Here is a 15251-nt window from a genome sequence, read left to right as displayed (position 1 = left end):
AATACTATGTCAAACAGCATATAATTCTAATAATAAGCTTTCTCATATAAATGAAGCAGATAGATGTTGTGAGTTTTCCAGATAAGTTCGGTAAGCAGTCCGAACGATGGCGTTTATTGCGCTACCTTGTTGTTGTGCTATTTATTGCATCCGCTTTGTTGTACGCGGTGTACTTGGTTGTCGACGGCGAGCGACAGCAGCAACTGGAAATAGAAAAACGTCGAGCTAGCGAACACTTAAGCTCGATGCGCGGCCAAATAGAACAGCGCCTGCAAGCCAACATGCTCGCGTTACGTGCCCTGCGTCCTGAAATTCTATGGCAAGATTCGCCCGACCGTGTTCGTCTTCAACATATCATCGATGAGTTTCTCTCTTCTAATCTCGACATCATGCATGTCGCGCTTGCGCCTGATTTAATCGTTAAGTTTGTTTATCCGGTTGAAGGTAACCAATCCATGATTGGTTTTAATTATCGCCTTGATACCGATCAATATGCAGGTATTTTGCGTGCCGTCGCCGTCAAAGATGTGGTGTTGACGGGGCCATTGCGGCTGACGCAAGGTCGTGATGCGCTGATTGCGCGGATGCCCATCTTTCGCAACGACCGGTCATTGTGGGGCGTCGCCTCGTTAGTGATTGATCATGTGCACTTACTTGAAGGCGTCCGGTTTTATCAACACCCAAATTATTCGTTTGCCATTCGTCATGCAAAAAATGACTTAAACCCGAATCCAATCCCGTTTGCCGGCAATGCCGATGTGTTCAATGCCGACGCACTCACTGCCGAAATTTCCTTCCCACGCGGTCGCTGGGAGCTCGCTGCGTTTCCGCGTGATGGCCAATGGGTTGCCACCAACGCCGACTTTTGGTTGCATTGGGCGATTGGCATTGGCCTTACAGCGGTAATCTTATCCGCATTCTTGATGCTGATTTTTACCCAGCATCGCTTACGTGGCGCTATTTCAACGATTGCCTATCAAGCGCGTTACGATGGCTTAACCGATTTACCAAATCGTAATTTCTTCTCGGAACAACTGGGCGCCGATATTCGATCAGCATTGCGCAACCAGCAGAAATTTGCATTGTTAGTGCTCGACCTTGATCACTTACGCGAAATCAACGATGTGTTAGGCCATGAAGTTGGTGATGCGCTATTGCAGCGGGTTGCGGAACGTATTCGTACCAGTATTCGTGAAGATGATTTATTAGCACGTATTGGCGGCGATGAATTTGCCATTGTACTACGTGACCTCAACGACCCGAGCGAAGCCGAAATTCGTGCCAAAGCGATTATGAACGATCTCTTGCACACGCTCGATATCGAGCACAACCATATTAATATGACCGCCAGTACCGGTATCGCGATGTTCCCGCATGACGGCCAAGAAGTGCAACAGCTATTGAAGCACGCCGAATTAGCGATGTACGCAGCCAAAGCGCAAGGCGCAATGAGCGTGCACTTTTTTGATGAGCAACTGCGCCAAAGTACCGAGCGCGATATTAATTTGCACCATCAAATTATTAAGGGCATCGAGGCGGAACAATTTGAAGTGCATTATCAACCCGTCATTGAAACCGAAACTGGGTTACTGACACGTTGTGAAGCGCTTATTAGATGGACTCACCCAGAACGCGGCGCGATTTCGCCAGCGGAGTTTATCCCGATTGCAGAAAAAACCGGTGCGATTATTGGGTTAGGTGATTTCGTATTACGTCAGGTGGTACGCGATTGGAAGAAAATGCATGAAGCTGGTCTTGATTTGGCCGTTGCGCTTAACCGTTCGCCGCGCGAATTTAATGACCGCCAAGCAGCAACACACTGGCTTAACGTGATTGCTGCGGCCGATGTTCCAACCAACCGCCTGATGTTCGAAATTACCGAATCAATGCTCATGCGCAATAAAGAACGACAGTTCGCTAACTTAAGAAAGCTGCGCGATGCCGGTATTTCGTTAGCTATTGATGACTTTGGTACCGGTTACTCAAGTTTGAACTACCTGCGCTCCTACCCCATCGATGTGATTAAGATTGACCGTAGCTTCTTGCATAATGTACCGCATCAAGGCCAACAAAAAGCGCTAGTTGAAGTGTTGATTCGTATTGCTCACACGTTGAATATGAGTGTGGTTGCTGAAGGCGTTGAGCATGAACAACAAGTTGAGTTCTTACAACAGCAAAAATGTCATTACCAACAAGGCTTCTTCTACGGCCGAGCGATGCCACTGAACGAGTTTATTCGTTTTACTCAACAATTTAATCGCGATGTATTAGAGGGTCGTTCTGATACTGAAAAAGATGTGTCGGGAGCCAGCCGATAAGCCGGGTTCTGTCGAGGACAATCATTCGTCTAGCCACTAGATCACTCTAGCGTTCAAGCAGTCTACCCGGGTTCAACGCGGGCCGCGCCAATGAACCCCTATTTGACCTTGCTCCGGGTGGAGTTTACCGTGCCACGAACTGTTGCCAGTCGCGCGGTGCGCTCTTACCGCACCCTTTCACCCTTACCTGATCCTACTTGCGTAGGCCATCGGCGGTTTGCTCTCTGTTGCACTAGTCGTCGGCTTACGCCGCCCAGACGTTATCTGGCACCCTGCCCTATGGAGCCCGGACTTTCCTCCCCCTATGCTAAGCATAGGCAGCGATTGCCTGGCTGACTCCCGGAGCGCATTCTACTGGTTATCTTGCTCGAGCGCCAGCTGATACAGTGTGTTTTTGCGCGCCCCATGAATTTCTGCGGCAAGCGCGGCGGCCTTTTTCAAAGGAAGTTCTTTGCGCAACAAATTTAGTGTTTTTAACGCCGCAGGATTGACGTCATCAGCTTCAACTTCAGGCGCGCCGCCAAGAATTAATACCATTTCACCACGCTGTTGATTACTGTCACTCAGCACTTGCTGTTGTACTTCAGCAATTGTACCGCTTAAATAAGTTTCAAATTGCTTGGTGAGCTCACGTGCCAGAACAAGTAGACGCTCGGTGCCGATCGTTGTGACCATATCCGCTAAGGTGTCGACAATGCGATGTGGCGATTCATAAAAAACCAAGGTCCGTGTATCTGTGGCCACCTGCTCGAGCCGTTTACGACGTTGCTGCGGTTTGGCTGGTAAAAATCCTTCGAAACTAAACCGATCAGTCGGTAACCCCGCACCAGATAACGCCGTGACAAATGCACAGGCACCCGGTAACGCAACAACCTTTAGACCAGCTTGACGACATTGTTGGACTAACACATAGCCAGGATCAGAAATTAGAGGCGTGCCGGCATCACTGATAAGCGCAATGGTTTCGCCCTTTTGTAATCGCTCAATGACTTGCTCTGCGCGTTGTCGCTCGTTGTGTTCATGCAATGCAAACAAGTTGGCACGAATACCAAGATGCTGCATTAACTGTCCGCTATGGCGGGTATCTTCAGCAGCAATAGCATCACAAGAGCGTAGGATTTGAATTGAACGCTCCGTCATATCCGCCAAATTACCTATGGGTGTTGGCACAATATATAAACAGCCAAAGGTTTCGGTACTCATGTTAACCCCTTGTAAGAACCTCGCGGCGCGATTGTGATGCCTTGCCGTACGGTTTATAGTATGACCCATTGCAGAAACTATGGGTAAATTCAAAATGTCTGTTGCTATTGTGCCAAAGAAGCTCCTGTTGTGCATGGTTATTGTCGCACTTTTCAGTGGACTCAATGGCTGTTCGTCGGGGCCGCGTGCGCCATCAACACAACCGGAGGCCAGTGAATCAGAATCTGAATTTACAGCAGTTCCGTTAGATGAACGTTTTCGATCTGCACAGAGCTGGCTCGCCAATGCCCGATTGATGACCGGCAGCGAACAAGTTGATGCATTATTACAAGCGGCGGCGACGTTTCAACGCGACGGCGAATGGCAACAAAGTGCAGCGGTGATTGCGCAAGTTCAACGCCACTTTGAATCAAACGAACTCAGCAGTGCGCAACAGCAACTGATGGCGTTGTTAGAAGCGCGTTTCGCTGGCCGCGAAGAGCGTTGGACCTACGTTGAGTCTTTACTCGAACCGCTACTTAAGCCGCGCTTATCAGTAGATTATCCAACTCAGACTCTTGAGCTTGCATTAAAATCAGCAAGCGCCCAGCAACATTGGGAAGAAGCCGCTAGCTATCATCTACAACTACTAAATGTGGCACCGGAGAGTACCTCACCCGAACAAGTTTGGCAGACCTTGCGTCAAGTGAATAAACCTGAACGTATCGTGCTACCACCGAGTTTTGAACGCAGTGAAGAAGTAGCTGGTTGGTCGGCATTGGTTAAGTCTTTGCACCAAATTAGTGCGGCGCCTGAACAGCTGGATTCCACACTAACCCAGTGGCAGAATGAATTTGCAAATCATCCGGCTCAATTCGTCGTTGATAATTTAATAGTGTTGACCGCACAGCCGCGCCAGACCGCACTCGTTTTGCTCCCATTAACAGGCCAATATGCAGAGCAAGGTTTAGCCGTGCGTGACGGTCTAATTAAAGGTTTAAGCCGATTACCGCAAGTACACGCGCAGTTTATTGATACCAATACGCTAGATTTCGCATCGCTACCTGAATTACTCCAGCAATACCAAGCGAATGTGCTAATCGGTCCATTGTTGAAACCGAATATAGCGGCTATTGATGCAACGCTACTACCTGAAGCGTTACCTTGGCTAACGCTCAATGAGCCGAGTGGTCAACTCGCCACCACATTATCGCAACAATACTTTTTTGCGTTAGATGCCGAGACAGAAATTCGTCAAGCCGCCAAACATATGGCGCAACAAGGGCATCGCCATCCCATTGTATTAGCGCCAGCGACGGAACGCGGTTCGCAACATGCGCAAGTATTCAAAACAGCTTGGCAAGAACAGTTTACTGATCCCGCAGCGATTTCAATGGGCGATTATCGCAATACGGAAGAGATGAAATCGGCAGTGCAAGATCAACTGGGGGTAACAGCCAGTGAAGCGCGAATTTACCAGGTAAAAATCGCCGCAGGTAAAATTATTGTGGATGCGCAAGCGCGCAGTCGAGCCGACGTCGATGCAGTTTACTTAGTAGGAGGCATTGAGCAAACCCGCCTGCTTAAGCCTTTTATTGACGTCAACATCTCACCATTTATGAAAGCGCTGCCTGTTTATGCAAACTCGGGTAGCCACACACTGCGTAACGATTTAAGCGAGAATGATCTCGACGCGGTGCGCTTTACCGATGCACCATGGCTATTGCCAGGGCACAGTGAAGCACAACAACTCGAAGATTTACTCGAGTTAAGAAGCAATTGGGGCTACAGTACAGCGCGCTTAGTCGCCTTTGGCCATGATGCGTTACTGTTGAGCCAACGATTGCCACTATTACAGACGATGCCGGGCATTACTGCCCAAGGGCTAACAGGAGAGCTAACCGTTCACAATAACCAAGTGATTCGCGAGTTAAACTGGGCTCGTTTCGACGGGCACGAGGTTGTCGCTGGTCAGTAACTCAATGAGGGACAAGGAATGTCACGCAAAGATATGGGTAAGGACGGGGAAGATCTTGCCCGTGGATTACTTGAGCGTCACGGTTTAGAGCATGTCGAAAGTAACTATACTTGCGATATGGGCGAAATTGATTTGATCATGCGAGAAGCGGATACTTGGGTATTCGTTGAAGTGAAAAGTCGCAGTAACGAGCAATTTGCCAGTGTCGTGGAACAGATTACCGCTGCGCAGTGTCAAAGAATCAGACGTTGTGCTCAACTCTTTCTTATACAACAAAATTTGAATGAGCACGTCACGCGCATGCGCTTTGATGTGGTCGCCATTGTCATGGACTATGAGCAAGCGCAGTGGTTGCAAGATGCGTTTTAACGAGGTGATATGCAGGATCCTATAAAAACCTTATTTACTGAATGTATTCAAACTCAAATTGCTGCGGCTGACATGTTGCAAGAGCCCATTGAGTTAGCGTGCAACCTATTAGTCGAATCACTCCTGAATGGACGTAAAGTCTATTGCTGTGGTGAAGGTCTTGCCCATGCAACGTCACGCCATTTTGCGCATATTATGCTGACTGGCTTGAGTTTCGAGCGCCCGCCGTTTCCGGTAACATCATTGCACGCCGACTACGGTGCGCTTGAATACAATCGGATGTTTGCACAACAGATACAAGCGGTAGGCCAGCCGAACGATGTACTTATTGTATTTAACGCCGCGGAGCGTGCTCCGCGTGTTAGCCGTGCGATGGAAGCGGCACTCAGTCGCAATATGCTGATTATTGCACTCACGCAAAATAGCGATGTAGATATTGCCGGCTTGCTCGGTCCTGATGACGTTGAAATTCGTATTCCAACCAGCAATGCCGCACGTGCAAGTGAGCACCTGTTACAAATTTCAAATATGCTGTGCAGTGTCGCAGAACAACGAATTTTCCCTCAGGAGACAGATTAATGACCGAACGTCGGAAGTTTTTGCCTGTAGCGGTATTAATCACCGCATTAGTTGTGAGCTTAAGTGGTTGTGCCGCGGCACTCGTCGGAGCTACCGCAGTTGGCATTTCAGCTGCCACGGACACCCGCAGTATTGGGACTCAAATTGATGACCAAACCATTGAAGTGCGAGTTATCACCGCACTGAAGGGCGATGATCGCCTCGACGATTCACGGGTACAGGTCGTGTCTTTCAACCGTTCAGTATTGTTACTAGGTCAAGTGACAAATAGTTCTTTGCGCGACTTAGCAAGCCACATCGTGCGCAATACGCAAGGTGTCGACCGCGTTCACAATGAGCTGAAAGTCGCCCCTGTAATTTCTCTCGGTCAGATCAGCAAAGACACTTATATCACGAGTAAAATCAAAGCGAAGTTTATCGCAAATGAAAATATCAAAACCAGTGATATTAAAGTCGTAACCGAAAACGGTGAAGTGGCATTGATGGGGTTGGTTGAGCGTGATATCGCGCGTCAGGCAATTGATATTGCGCGTAACATTAACGGTGTGACTCGCGTCATTGATGCCTTTGAATAAAGGCAATTAGACTCTTATTTAACGACGCGCAAATGTGAGCCGGAAGATTTTTTCTTCTGGCTTTCTTTTTTCTGTGGCTTAGCACTTTGCTCTTCAGACTTACTACCGGATTCAACTGGCTTTGGAGAAACCGGCGCTACGGCAGCAGGATTGTCATAAAAAGGTTCCGGTTCAAACATGCTCCCGGCGCCATTTTCACGTGCGTACATTGCTAAAATTGCCCCCATTGGGACAATAACTCGGTGCGGGTCGCCTGAGAATCGGGCATTGAATTGAACCGCATCGTTGTCAGCAATGAAGTTAGTGACTGCGGTAGGGGAAATATTCAAAATAATTTGCCCATCTTGGACAAACTGCCACGGCACCTGACAACCAGGATAATCAGCATCTACCGCTAAATGAGGGGTTAGCTGATTATCCAGAATCCATTCATACATCGCCCGCACTAGGTACGGGCGACGTGGTGTCATCGCCTCATCACTCACCGACCTAGATCTCTCTCAACATCGGTAAGCGACTCTTGGAATGACTCACGCTCAAATACGCGAACCATGTAGGCTTTTACTTCCTTCGCACCAGTACCTTCTAATTGGATACCATATAGCGGCAAACGCCACAGCAACGGTGCCAAATAGCAATCGACTAGGCTGAACTCTTCGCTCATGAAGAATGGTGAATCAGCGAACAATGGTGCTAGCGCAAGAATACCTTCACGCAGTTCTTGACGTGCTGCATCTGCGCCTTTACCACCTGCCAAAATTTTATCCGCAAGCGCATACCAATCACGGTCGATGCGATACATCATCAAACGGCTAGTACCACGTGCAACCGGATAAACCGGCATCAATGGCGGATGCGGGAAACGTTCATCAAGGTATTCCATGATGATATGAGCGTTATATAGCACTAACTCACGATCCACCAACGTTGGCAATGCATCCGCATATGGGTTGAGTTGCATGAGATCTTCTGGGAGATTATCTGGCTCCACAAAAGTAATCTCAACGCCCACACCCTTTTCAGCAAGCACGATACGTGTTTGATGGCTGCGTAAGTCATTTACGCCCGAATATAAGGTCATCACTGACCGTTTGTTTGCCGCAACCGACATGTTGTTCTCCATAAAACTTATTTCACATCCTTAAAGAATTCACGTTTCAGCAGTACCGCGAATACTAAAAAGACTAGTAAGAAACCGAACACATACCAACCGATACGACGCTGTTCCAACATCATTGGTTCACCGGTGTAAACCAAGAAGCTAGTTAGGTCGAGTGCGGCTTGATCGTACTCAGCATCTGTCAGCATACCGCTGCCGTCGGTTTTAATGCCTACGTATACATCTTGCATTTCACCGTCAATCATTCGCTGTTCGGTGGTTTTGCGCGGAATACCTTGTAGCTCTTCTAATACGTGCGGCATACCCACGTTCGGGAACACAGCATTGTTTACGCCAAATGGACGTGATTCGTCAACATAGAAAGAACGTAAATAGGTGTAAATCCAGTCCGCACCACGAACTCGCGCTACTAACGTCAAATCTGGCGCTGCAGTACCAAACCAGTTGCCAGCATCTTCAGTGGCCATGGCGTTGGTAATGAGATCACCGACTTTTTCACCCGTAAACTGAAGGTTTTCAACGCCTAACTCTTCTGGGATTTCTAAATCACGGAAAGTACGGTTGTAGCGTTGATACTGCATTGAGTGACAACCCAAGCAGTAGTTCATGAACAATTGTGCACCACGTTGCAACGACGCTTTGTCATGTAAATCAACGTTTGCTTTGTCCAGTGGTACTGTTGGGTCAGCTGCAAAACTTGCAACTGACCACAGTGATGCTGCTACCAGCAGAGTATTTTTGATTAACTGTTTCATCACTTAGTAATCCTCTCTGGAACTGGCTTCGTGTTTTCATTCTTACTGTAGAACCACAGTAAAACGAAGAAGGCGAAGTACAAGAAGGTGAAGATACGAGCGAACATGGTGTAAACCTCTGTCGCTGGCTTCAGACCCAGATAACCGAGTGCAATAAAGCTAATTGCAAATACAGTCAGGTTTACTTTGTGCAACGCACTACGATAGCGAACAGAGCGCACTTTACCGCGATCCAACCAAGGCAGTACAAATAGTGCGACAATGGCACCGAACATCAAAATAACGCCCAGTAACTTGTCAGGTACCGCACGCAAAATTGCGTAGAACGGTGTGAAGTACCATACCGGTGCAATATGTGCTGGTGTCTTCAACGGATTCGCCGCTTCAAAGTTTGGTGGCTCAAGGAACAAGCCGCCCATTGCCGGAGCAAAGAAGATAACGTAACAGAAGAAGAACAAGAAGATTGCTACGCCCACTAAGTCTTTCACGATGTAATACGGGAAGAATGGGAAGGCATCAACAATGTCATACTTCTTAGTGAAGCGCTCATGGAAGGTAAACTTCGGCTTCTCTGAATCTGGCACTGAGCCCTTCGGTTTCTTGATTGAAACACCCTCAGGGTTGTTCGAGCCGACTTCGTGTAGCGCGATGATGTGTAAGAACACCAAAATAACCAGTACTAATGGCAATGCAATGACATGCAGTGCAAAGAAGCGGTTCAGTGTCGCACCCGAGATAACGTAGTCACCACGAATCCAAAGCGTTAAATCATCACCGATGATTGGAATCGCACCAAACAACGAGATAATTACCTGCGCACCCCAGTATGACATTTGACCCCATGGTAATAGGTAGCCCATGAAGGCTTCAGCCATTAACACGAGGAAGATCAGCATACCGAACACCCACAGCAGTTCGCGCGGCTTCTGATACGAGCCGTACATCATGCCACGGAACATGTGCAAGTAGACCACCACGAAAAATGCGGACGCACCGGTTGAGTGCATATAGCGAAGCAACCAGCCGTACTCGATATCACGCATGATAAATTCAACTGATGCGAAAGCGCCCTCAGCTGAAGGTACGTAGTTCATGGTTAGCCAGATACCAGTCAAGATTTGGTTGACCAAAACTAACGTTGCTAGCACACCAAAGATGTACCAGAAGTTAAAGTTTTTTGGAGCTGGATATTGAGCTAAGTGGATATTCCACGTTTTGGTCATCGGAATACGTTCGTCAAACCATGCAATGAGTTTATTCATTAGGCTTGCTCCCCATCTTCACCCACCAAAATGGTGTTATCGTTGATGTAGTAATGAGGCGGAACCACCAAATTATAAGGGGCAGGAACGCCTTGGAACACTCGACCAGCGATATCAAAGATAGAACCGTGACACGGACAGAAGAAACCAGTCTCAGCGCCCTCTACATATTCACCCATTCCTGTATCAAGGAACTGTGGTGAACATCCCAAGTGTGTACAGATACCGACAGCGACAAAGAATTCTTCTTTGCGCGAGCGGTGAATATTCTTCGCATATTCAGGCTGCTGAGGTTCTTCAGAATTAGGGTCGCGAAGTTGGTCACTCACGGCTTCAAGCGATGCCAACATTTCAGGGGTACGACGTACCACCCAAACCGGTTGACCACGCCATTCAACACGAATCAATTGACCCGGCTCGGCTTTTCCAATGTTCACTTCCACTGGGGCACCCGCGTTTTTAGCTTTTTCGCTCGGGTTCCACGACGCAATGAAAGGAACGGCAACACCAACCGCGCCCGCTGCACCGACGACAGATGTCGCGACGGTCAGGAAACGACGGCGGCCTTTATCTACAGGCGCATTGCTCATCCACTTACTCTCCAGTTTGGACGCTTCGCGAGACATCGCCGCGAAGTCAGTAATTAGCTGCTGCGATAGGTTCACCCAAGTGATTTTAGGCGAACGGCAAAAAAATGCCTTCAGATGATAAAGAAATGCCCTGATTTTTACAAGGATAAAGACAAAAAACCCGGCACAAAGGCCGGGTTTTTGATGCAGTCGAGATTTCGAAGAATTAACGCTTCGAGAACTGTGGACGCTTACGTGCTTTATGCAAGCCGACTTTCTTACGCTCAACTTGACGCGCGTCACGAGTTACATAACCCGCGCGACGTAAGTCACCACGTAAAGCTTCGTCATATTGCATCAGTGCACGGGTGATACCGTGACGCACTGCGCCTGCTTGACCACTTGCACCACCACCTTTCACAGTGATGTATAAGTCGAATTTTTCAACCATGTCTACCAACTCAAGCGGTTGACGAACAACCATACGAGCGGTTTCACGACCGAAGTATTCTTCTAAAGTGCGGTTATTGATGCTGATGTTGCCGCTACCTGGACGCAAGAAAACGCGTGCAGTTGAGCTTTTGCGACGACCAGTACCGTAGTATTGATTCTGTGCCATAGTCTTCATGCTCCGTCTTAAATTTCAAGTTGTTTTGGTTGCTGAGCGACATGATTGTGCTCTGCACCAGCGTACACTTTCAGTTTACGGAACATGGCACGACCTAGTGGACCACGAGGTAACATACCTTTCACCGCTTTCTGAATTACCATTTCAGGCTTCTTAGCAATCAACTTCTCGAAGTTGATTTCTTTGATACCACCTGGGTAACCCGTGTGTGAATAGTAGATTTTGTTTTGCGCTTTGCGGCCAGTTACAGCAACTTTTTCAGCGTTAACGATGATGATGTAATCACCAGTGTCAACGTGAGGAGTGTACTCAGGCTTGTGCTTACCGCGCAAACGACGGGCAACTTCAGTTGCCAAACGACCTAAAGTTTTACCTTCAGCGTCAATAACATACCAGTCACGTTGTACTGTTTCTGGTTTTGCAACAAATGTACTCATTGAGAATTACTCTTTCTTTAAGGTTCACGACAGTAGTTCCGGGCTTCCCCGCGAACCACAACAACCGTTGTGGTTGAGCCACAAATTCGGTTAGTTGTACCTGTAACGTGGGCTGCGCGGATTATAGGGAAAAGCGCTTAAAAGATCAACGACGATATTAGATATTGGATATTAGATATTAAAACATCGACGACGATATTAGCTATTGGATATCAGGGAATAGCGGGTATTTGTCCTTTTCAAATATCCAATATCTAAGAGCTAATATCGTATTTGCTTTTAGGTTTTGAGAGCGGTGATGATTTCGGCGCTGCGTTCCCACATACTTGCCAACTGCATCAACGCCGCCCCTTCCGTTGGTTCTAACTCGTTTGCTGCGATGCGATTTAACCATGTGTGACGGAGCAAGTTGCGCGTCGCGCGTATCGAGCTCACAAGAGAAGCCCAGTTTGCTTCGGGACGATCTTTCATGTCGGCGCCGTTAAGTAACTCGAGTAACTGTTCGCGGAGTTGGTGGTTCAAACTGGCGTCAATTTGTGTCGGTGTTGCGGCACGTAGTTTTTCGACAATATCACGTAGATCGCGCAAGCGAGCATGGCTGGTATGCAGTTCGGCAAGCAGCAATGCTTCATCGCCATGCAGTTGTTTGGCGCTTAGCTTGGTCAGATAGGTTTGAATATGAGCTAACAATTCACCGGTTGCGATATCTTCCTCGGTTTCCTTTAAAGCGCCTTCATCTTTGAGGAGCATGCGCAGACGTATAACATATTGACGCAATACGCGGTTGAGCTCCTGCTGTATTGCGTTCAGGCCCATTGAAGGAACTTCTAAAACGGTTTTATCGAGAAAACGTGGTTCACCAGAACGTAATGGCGGTAACCGGTACCAGCTCTCAACTCGCCGGAAAATACGCTCATCAAGAAACCACATAAGAACTAAGCCGAGCACATTGAATAATGTATGAAAGATAGCGAGGCCGGTACTAATATTGGTGACCTGCTCGCCCCCTGAAAGGATTTCAGCAACCCACCACATTGGCACGAGCAATATCAATGCCACAACAGCGGTGACAGCGTTCATCAACACATGAACTGCCGACAAGCGCTTGGCGTGAGCAGTCGCACCAATACTCGCAAGTAGTGCGGTCAGTGTGGTTCCAATATTGGCGCCAATGACAACCGCTGCACCGGCTAAAGGTGTAAATGCGCCGCTGACTGAGGCCGTTAAGACAATTGCTAGTGCCGCTGACGAGGATTGCATCAAGGCTGTCAGCAACACACCAGCAAAAACGGCTAATAATATGCTTAATGGCCCACTCACAGAAAACTGCTCTACCGGCATGATAGTGACAAGTTGCTCGAAAGCATCTCGTAAAGTGTCTAAGCCGACGAAAAGAACACCAAATCCAGCGATAGCTAACCCGACACTGCCTGATGGAGAAGAGCGACGCACCAATTGCAATAGCATTCCGAGGCCAATAAGTGGCCATGCAATCATGCCAACATTAAACTTCAAACCAATTAACGCCACAATCCAGGCTGTCATGGTGGTGCCGACATTACTGCCGAAAACAACCCAAGCAGCTTGTTTGAGCTTGAGCATCCCAGCATTAGTAAAGCCGAGCAAAGCGACAACTACTGCGCCAGAAGCCTGCACCAGCGCCGTGACGGTAAACCCGGCAAATGCTGCGCGCAACCGTGTCTGTGTCGAACGCTCTAAAAAGCTTTGCAAATGGGTGCCGGCGGCAGCTTTAAGCCCGTCGGTTAGCAGCTGCATACCAAGGAGTAGCAGGCCAAGTCCACCCAATGCTAAAGTCCAATCAGTCAACGTCATGGTTTATGGGCCAGTCCTAAATATTCGTGGCTTTGCATTTCAAGTAAGCGACTTACACAGCGTTTAAATTCGAAATTCAACTTGCCTTGCGTATACAGCTCGTCCAATGGCGCTGCACCAGACATGATCAATTTGACGCGACGCTCATAAAATTCATCCACTAATGCAATAAAGCGCCGTGCCGCATCATCGTTTTGGGCGCCCATTTGTGGCACTTCGCTAATCAGTACCGCGTGGTAACACTGCGCTATTTCAATATAGTCGTTCTGTGAACGAGGACCACCACAAATGGCGTCAAACGAAAATAACACCACATCGTCGCACTCCATCCGTACCGGAATATTGCGATTATTCACCACAATGTAACCGCGTTCGTCGCGGTTACAATGGTCCGGCGCCAACTCGGTAAAATAACGCTGTAAATTTTCATCGGCGCCAGCATCAGCTGGAGCATGGTATATTTCAGCACGAGTTAGCGTGCGTAAACGATAGTCGATACCACTATCAACGTTGATCACTTGGCAATGCTGTTTGATTAGTTCAATTGCAGGAATAAAACGCTGCCGCTGCAGACCGTTACGATACAGCTCGTCAGGGACGATATTGGAAGTTGCAACTAACACCACGTTGCGCTTGAAGAGCTCTTGCATTAACGTGCCGAGAATCATGGCATCGGTTATATCTTGCACAAAAAACTCATCAAAACAGACCACTCGCGCTTCGCTGGCAAGCTTGTCTGCAATAATTGGTAGAGGATCGCTACGCCCTTTTAGCTCCTTCAGTTCGTTATGCACACGATGCATAAAGCGGTGAAAGTGAACGCGAAGCTTGCGCTCAAACGGTAAGGTTTCGAAGAATGTATCAACCAAATAAGTTTTACCGCGACCAACGCCACCCCAAAAGTAAATCCCCTTTGGCGTGGGCTGACCACCACCGAAAGTCTTCTTCAAGCGACTCAATAAGCTCGACTTAGCTTCAGCTTGATGAAATAAGACCAGTTCGTCATAAAGCCGCTGCAATTCCTCTACAGCTCGACGTTGCGCGGCGTCCGGCTGGAAATTGCCAGTCGCTAAATCCTGCTCATATTTTAATAATGGCGTAAGCTTGTTCGTTGTCACTACCACTTCGACCCTGTTCTAGATTATGCTAGTAGACAGTAGTTTATCATGCGAAATGCATTTTTAAGGAGTTTTTATGAGCTGGATTGTTGGAATTTTACTCGTCATAGCAGGCGCAATCGTTGGTTTTTTTGTGGCGCGTTACTGGCTCGCAGAGCATTCGGATGAAGCCGAGTTAAACCAACAAGTTACCCAAACCAAACAACAGCTTGCCGATTATCGTCAAGAAGTTGCCGAGCACCTTGCAACTGCTCAAGCTCTGGTAGGTCAACTCGAAGAAACTCAAGACAAGCTAAAAGCGTATTTACATCACAGCGCGGACTTATTACAGCGTGAGCAAGAGCAGCCAAGTTTGCCATTTTTTGCGGAAGATACTATTCGCGAATTGCGAATGGCAAACAAGGTAAAGGGCGAAAAACGCCGCTCGGATGATAAGGCGCCAAGTGATATGCCGCGTGATTACAGCGACACCAAATCCGGCCTATTCAAATAACCCCCAAAAATGATATTAGCTATTCGATATTAGAT

Annotated in this window: 17 protein-coding genes, 1 other RNA gene and 3 pseudogenes; 8 read left to right on the top strand and 13 right to left on the bottom strand. The window is 48.0% G+C overall.

The window, feature by feature from the left end; all coding sequences use genetic code 11:
- Positions 1 to 50: 50 nt before the first annotated feature.
- Positions 51 to 698: pseudogene (locus CWI82_RS11555) on the top strand (CHASE domain-containing protein); the annotation flags it as partial.
- Positions 699 to 719: 21 nt separating this feature from the next.
- On the opposite strand, the gene CWI82_RS11425 reads toward CWI82_RS11555, so the two are convergent.
- Positions 720 to 875, bottom strand: coding sequence for a hypothetical protein (locus tag CWI82_RS11425; protein WP_165383861.1), 156 nt, complete (start codon positions 873 to 875; stop codon positions 720 to 722).
- 48 nt (positions 876 to 923) lie between these two features.
- Here CWI82_RS11425 and CWI82_RS11550 point away from each other — a divergent pair.
- Positions 924 to 1397: pseudogene (locus CWI82_RS11550) on the top strand (diguanylate cyclase domain-containing protein); the annotation flags it as partial.
- 18 nt (positions 1398 to 1415) lie between these two features.
- On the opposite strand, the gene CWI82_RS11475 reads toward CWI82_RS11550, so the two are convergent.
- The gene (locus CWI82_RS11475) at positions 1416 to 1556 is read right to left on the bottom strand and encodes a hypothetical protein (protein ID WP_233340174.1); all 141 of its coding nucleotides are present in this window, start codon (positions 1554 to 1556) and stop codon (positions 1416 to 1418) included.
- Between CWI82_RS11475 and CWI82_RS11545 the strand changes: the two are divergent.
- A pseudogene (locus CWI82_RS11545) lies at positions 1551 to 2153 on the top strand (EAL domain-containing protein); the annotation flags it as partial. The gene CWI82_RS11475 and the pseudogene CWI82_RS11545 sit on opposite strands and share 6 nt — an antisense overlap.
- Positions 2154 to 2299: 146 nt before the next feature.
- On the opposite strand, the gene rnpB reads toward CWI82_RS11545, so the two are convergent.
- Together rnpB and rsmI are read right to left on the bottom strand one after the other, a co-directional pair.
- Positions 2300 to 2658: RNase P RNA component class A (gene rnpB / locus CWI82_RS02190), an RNA gene on the bottom strand.
- Between the two features lie 11 nt (positions 2659 to 2669).
- Positions 2670 to 3521 carry a 16S rRNA (cytidine(1402)-2'-O)-methyltransferase gene (gene rsmI / locus CWI82_RS02185; RefSeq protein ID WP_130202514.1) on the bottom strand — a complete coding sequence of 284 codons (852 nt, stop codon included), beginning with the start codon at positions 3519 to 3521 and terminating at the stop codon, positions 2670 to 2672.
- 79 nt (positions 3522 to 3600) lie between these two features.
- On the opposite strand from rsmI, the gene CWI82_RS02180 reads away from it, so the two are divergent.
- Genes CWI82_RS02180 through dolP form a run of 4 tightly spaced genes read left to right on the top strand, consistent with a single transcriptional unit; the run spans position 3601 to position 7001 of the window.
- Positions 3601 to 5478, top strand: a complete 1878-nt coding sequence (locus CWI82_RS02180) for a penicillin-binding protein activator (RefSeq protein WP_130202513.1) — start codon at positions 3601 to 3603, stop codon at positions 5476 to 5478.
- A gap of 18 nt (positions 5479 to 5496) precedes the next feature.
- Positions 5497 to 5847 (top strand): YraN family protein, encoded by a 351-nt coding sequence (locus tag CWI82_RS02175; RefSeq protein ID WP_130202512.1) that lies wholly within the window; start codon positions 5497 to 5499, stop codon positions 5845 to 5847.
- A 9-nt stretch (positions 5848 to 5856) separates the two neighbouring features.
- Positions 5857 to 6426, top strand: a complete 570-nt coding sequence (locus CWI82_RS02170) for an SIS domain-containing protein (RefSeq protein ID WP_092856564.1) — start codon at positions 5857 to 5859, stop codon at positions 6424 to 6426.
- Positions 6426 to 7001 carry a division/outer membrane stress-associated lipid-binding lipoprotein gene (gene dolP, locus CWI82_RS02165; RefSeq protein ID WP_130202511.1) on the top strand — a complete coding sequence of 192 codons (576 nt, stop codon included), beginning with the start codon at positions 6426 to 6428 and terminating at the stop codon, positions 6999 to 7001. The genes CWI82_RS02170 and dolP overlap by 1 nt, the downstream gene beginning before the upstream one ends.
- Positions 7002 to 7015: 14 nt before the next feature.
- On the opposite strand, the gene CWI82_RS02160 is transcribed toward dolP, so the two are convergent.
- The 9 genes from CWI82_RS02160 to zapE form a co-directional block, all read right to left on the bottom strand.
- Positions 7016 to 7471 (bottom strand): ClpXP protease specificity-enhancing factor, encoded by a 456-nt coding sequence (locus tag CWI82_RS02160; RefSeq protein ID WP_199286250.1) that lies wholly within the window; start codon positions 7469 to 7471, stop codon positions 7016 to 7018.
- 11 nt (positions 7472 to 7482) lie between these two features.
- Complete coding sequence (gene sspA / locus CWI82_RS02155) at positions 7483 to 8112, bottom strand: stringent starvation protein SspA (RefSeq protein WP_130202509.1); 630 nt, start codon at positions 8110 to 8112, stop codon at positions 7483 to 7485.
- Between the two features lie 17 nt (positions 8113 to 8129).
- On the bottom strand, positions 8130 to 8876 hold the full coding sequence (locus CWI82_RS02150; RefSeq protein ID WP_092856576.1) for a cytochrome c1: 747 nt from the start codon (positions 8874 to 8876) through the stop codon (positions 8130 to 8132).
- Positions 8876 to 10138 (bottom strand): cytochrome b, encoded by a 1263-nt coding sequence (locus tag CWI82_RS02145; RefSeq protein ID WP_130202508.1) that lies wholly within the window; start codon positions 10136 to 10138, stop codon positions 8876 to 8878. Before CWI82_RS02145 ends, CWI82_RS02150 begins: the two co-directional genes overlap by 1 nt.
- A complete protein-coding gene (petA, locus tag CWI82_RS02140) occupies positions 10138 to 10728 on the bottom strand; it encodes a ubiquinol-cytochrome c reductase iron-sulfur subunit (RefSeq protein WP_092856582.1) in 591 nt (196 codons plus the stop codon). Before petA ends, CWI82_RS02145 begins: the two co-directional genes overlap by 1 nt.
- A 205-nt stretch (positions 10729 to 10933) precedes the next feature.
- A complete protein-coding gene (gene rpsI, locus CWI82_RS02135; protein ID WP_092856585.1) occupies positions 10934 to 11326 on the bottom strand; it encodes a 30S ribosomal protein S9 in 393 nt (130 codons plus the stop codon).
- Positions 11327 to 11343: 17 nt separating this feature from the next.
- Positions 11344 to 11772, bottom strand: coding sequence for a 50S ribosomal protein L13 (gene rplM, locus CWI82_RS02130; RefSeq protein WP_092856588.1), 429 nt, complete (start codon positions 11770 to 11772; stop codon positions 11344 to 11346).
- Positions 11773 to 12051: 279 nt separating this feature from the next.
- Complete coding sequence (locus tag CWI82_RS02125) at positions 12052 to 13605, bottom strand: Na/Pi cotransporter family protein (RefSeq protein WP_092856591.1); 1554 nt, start codon at positions 13603 to 13605, stop codon at positions 12052 to 12054.
- Complete coding sequence (gene zapE / locus CWI82_RS02120) at positions 13602 to 14723, bottom strand: cell division protein ZapE (RefSeq protein WP_130202507.1); 1122 nt, start codon at positions 14721 to 14723, stop codon at positions 13602 to 13604. Before zapE ends, CWI82_RS02125 begins: the two co-directional genes overlap by 4 nt.
- Positions 14724 to 14799: 76 nt before the next feature.
- Here zapE and CWI82_RS02115 point away from each other — a divergent pair, with 76 nt between their 5' ends.
- Positions 14800 to 15216 carry a YhcB family protein gene (locus CWI82_RS02115; RefSeq protein WP_130202506.1) on the top strand — a complete coding sequence of 139 codons (417 nt, stop codon included), beginning with the start codon at positions 14800 to 14802 and terminating at the stop codon, positions 15214 to 15216.
- Positions 15217 to 15251: the final 35 nt, after the last annotated feature.

This window comes from Pseudidiomarina tainanensis (assembly GCF_004214835.1).
In the GTDB taxonomy this organism is placed as follows: Bacteria; Pseudomonadota; Gammaproteobacteria; order Enterobacterales; family Alteromonadaceae; genus Pseudidiomarina; species Pseudidiomarina tainanensis.
Note: the sequence above shows the minus strand (reverse complement) of the source record. Positions and strands in the feature narration are given on the sequence as shown.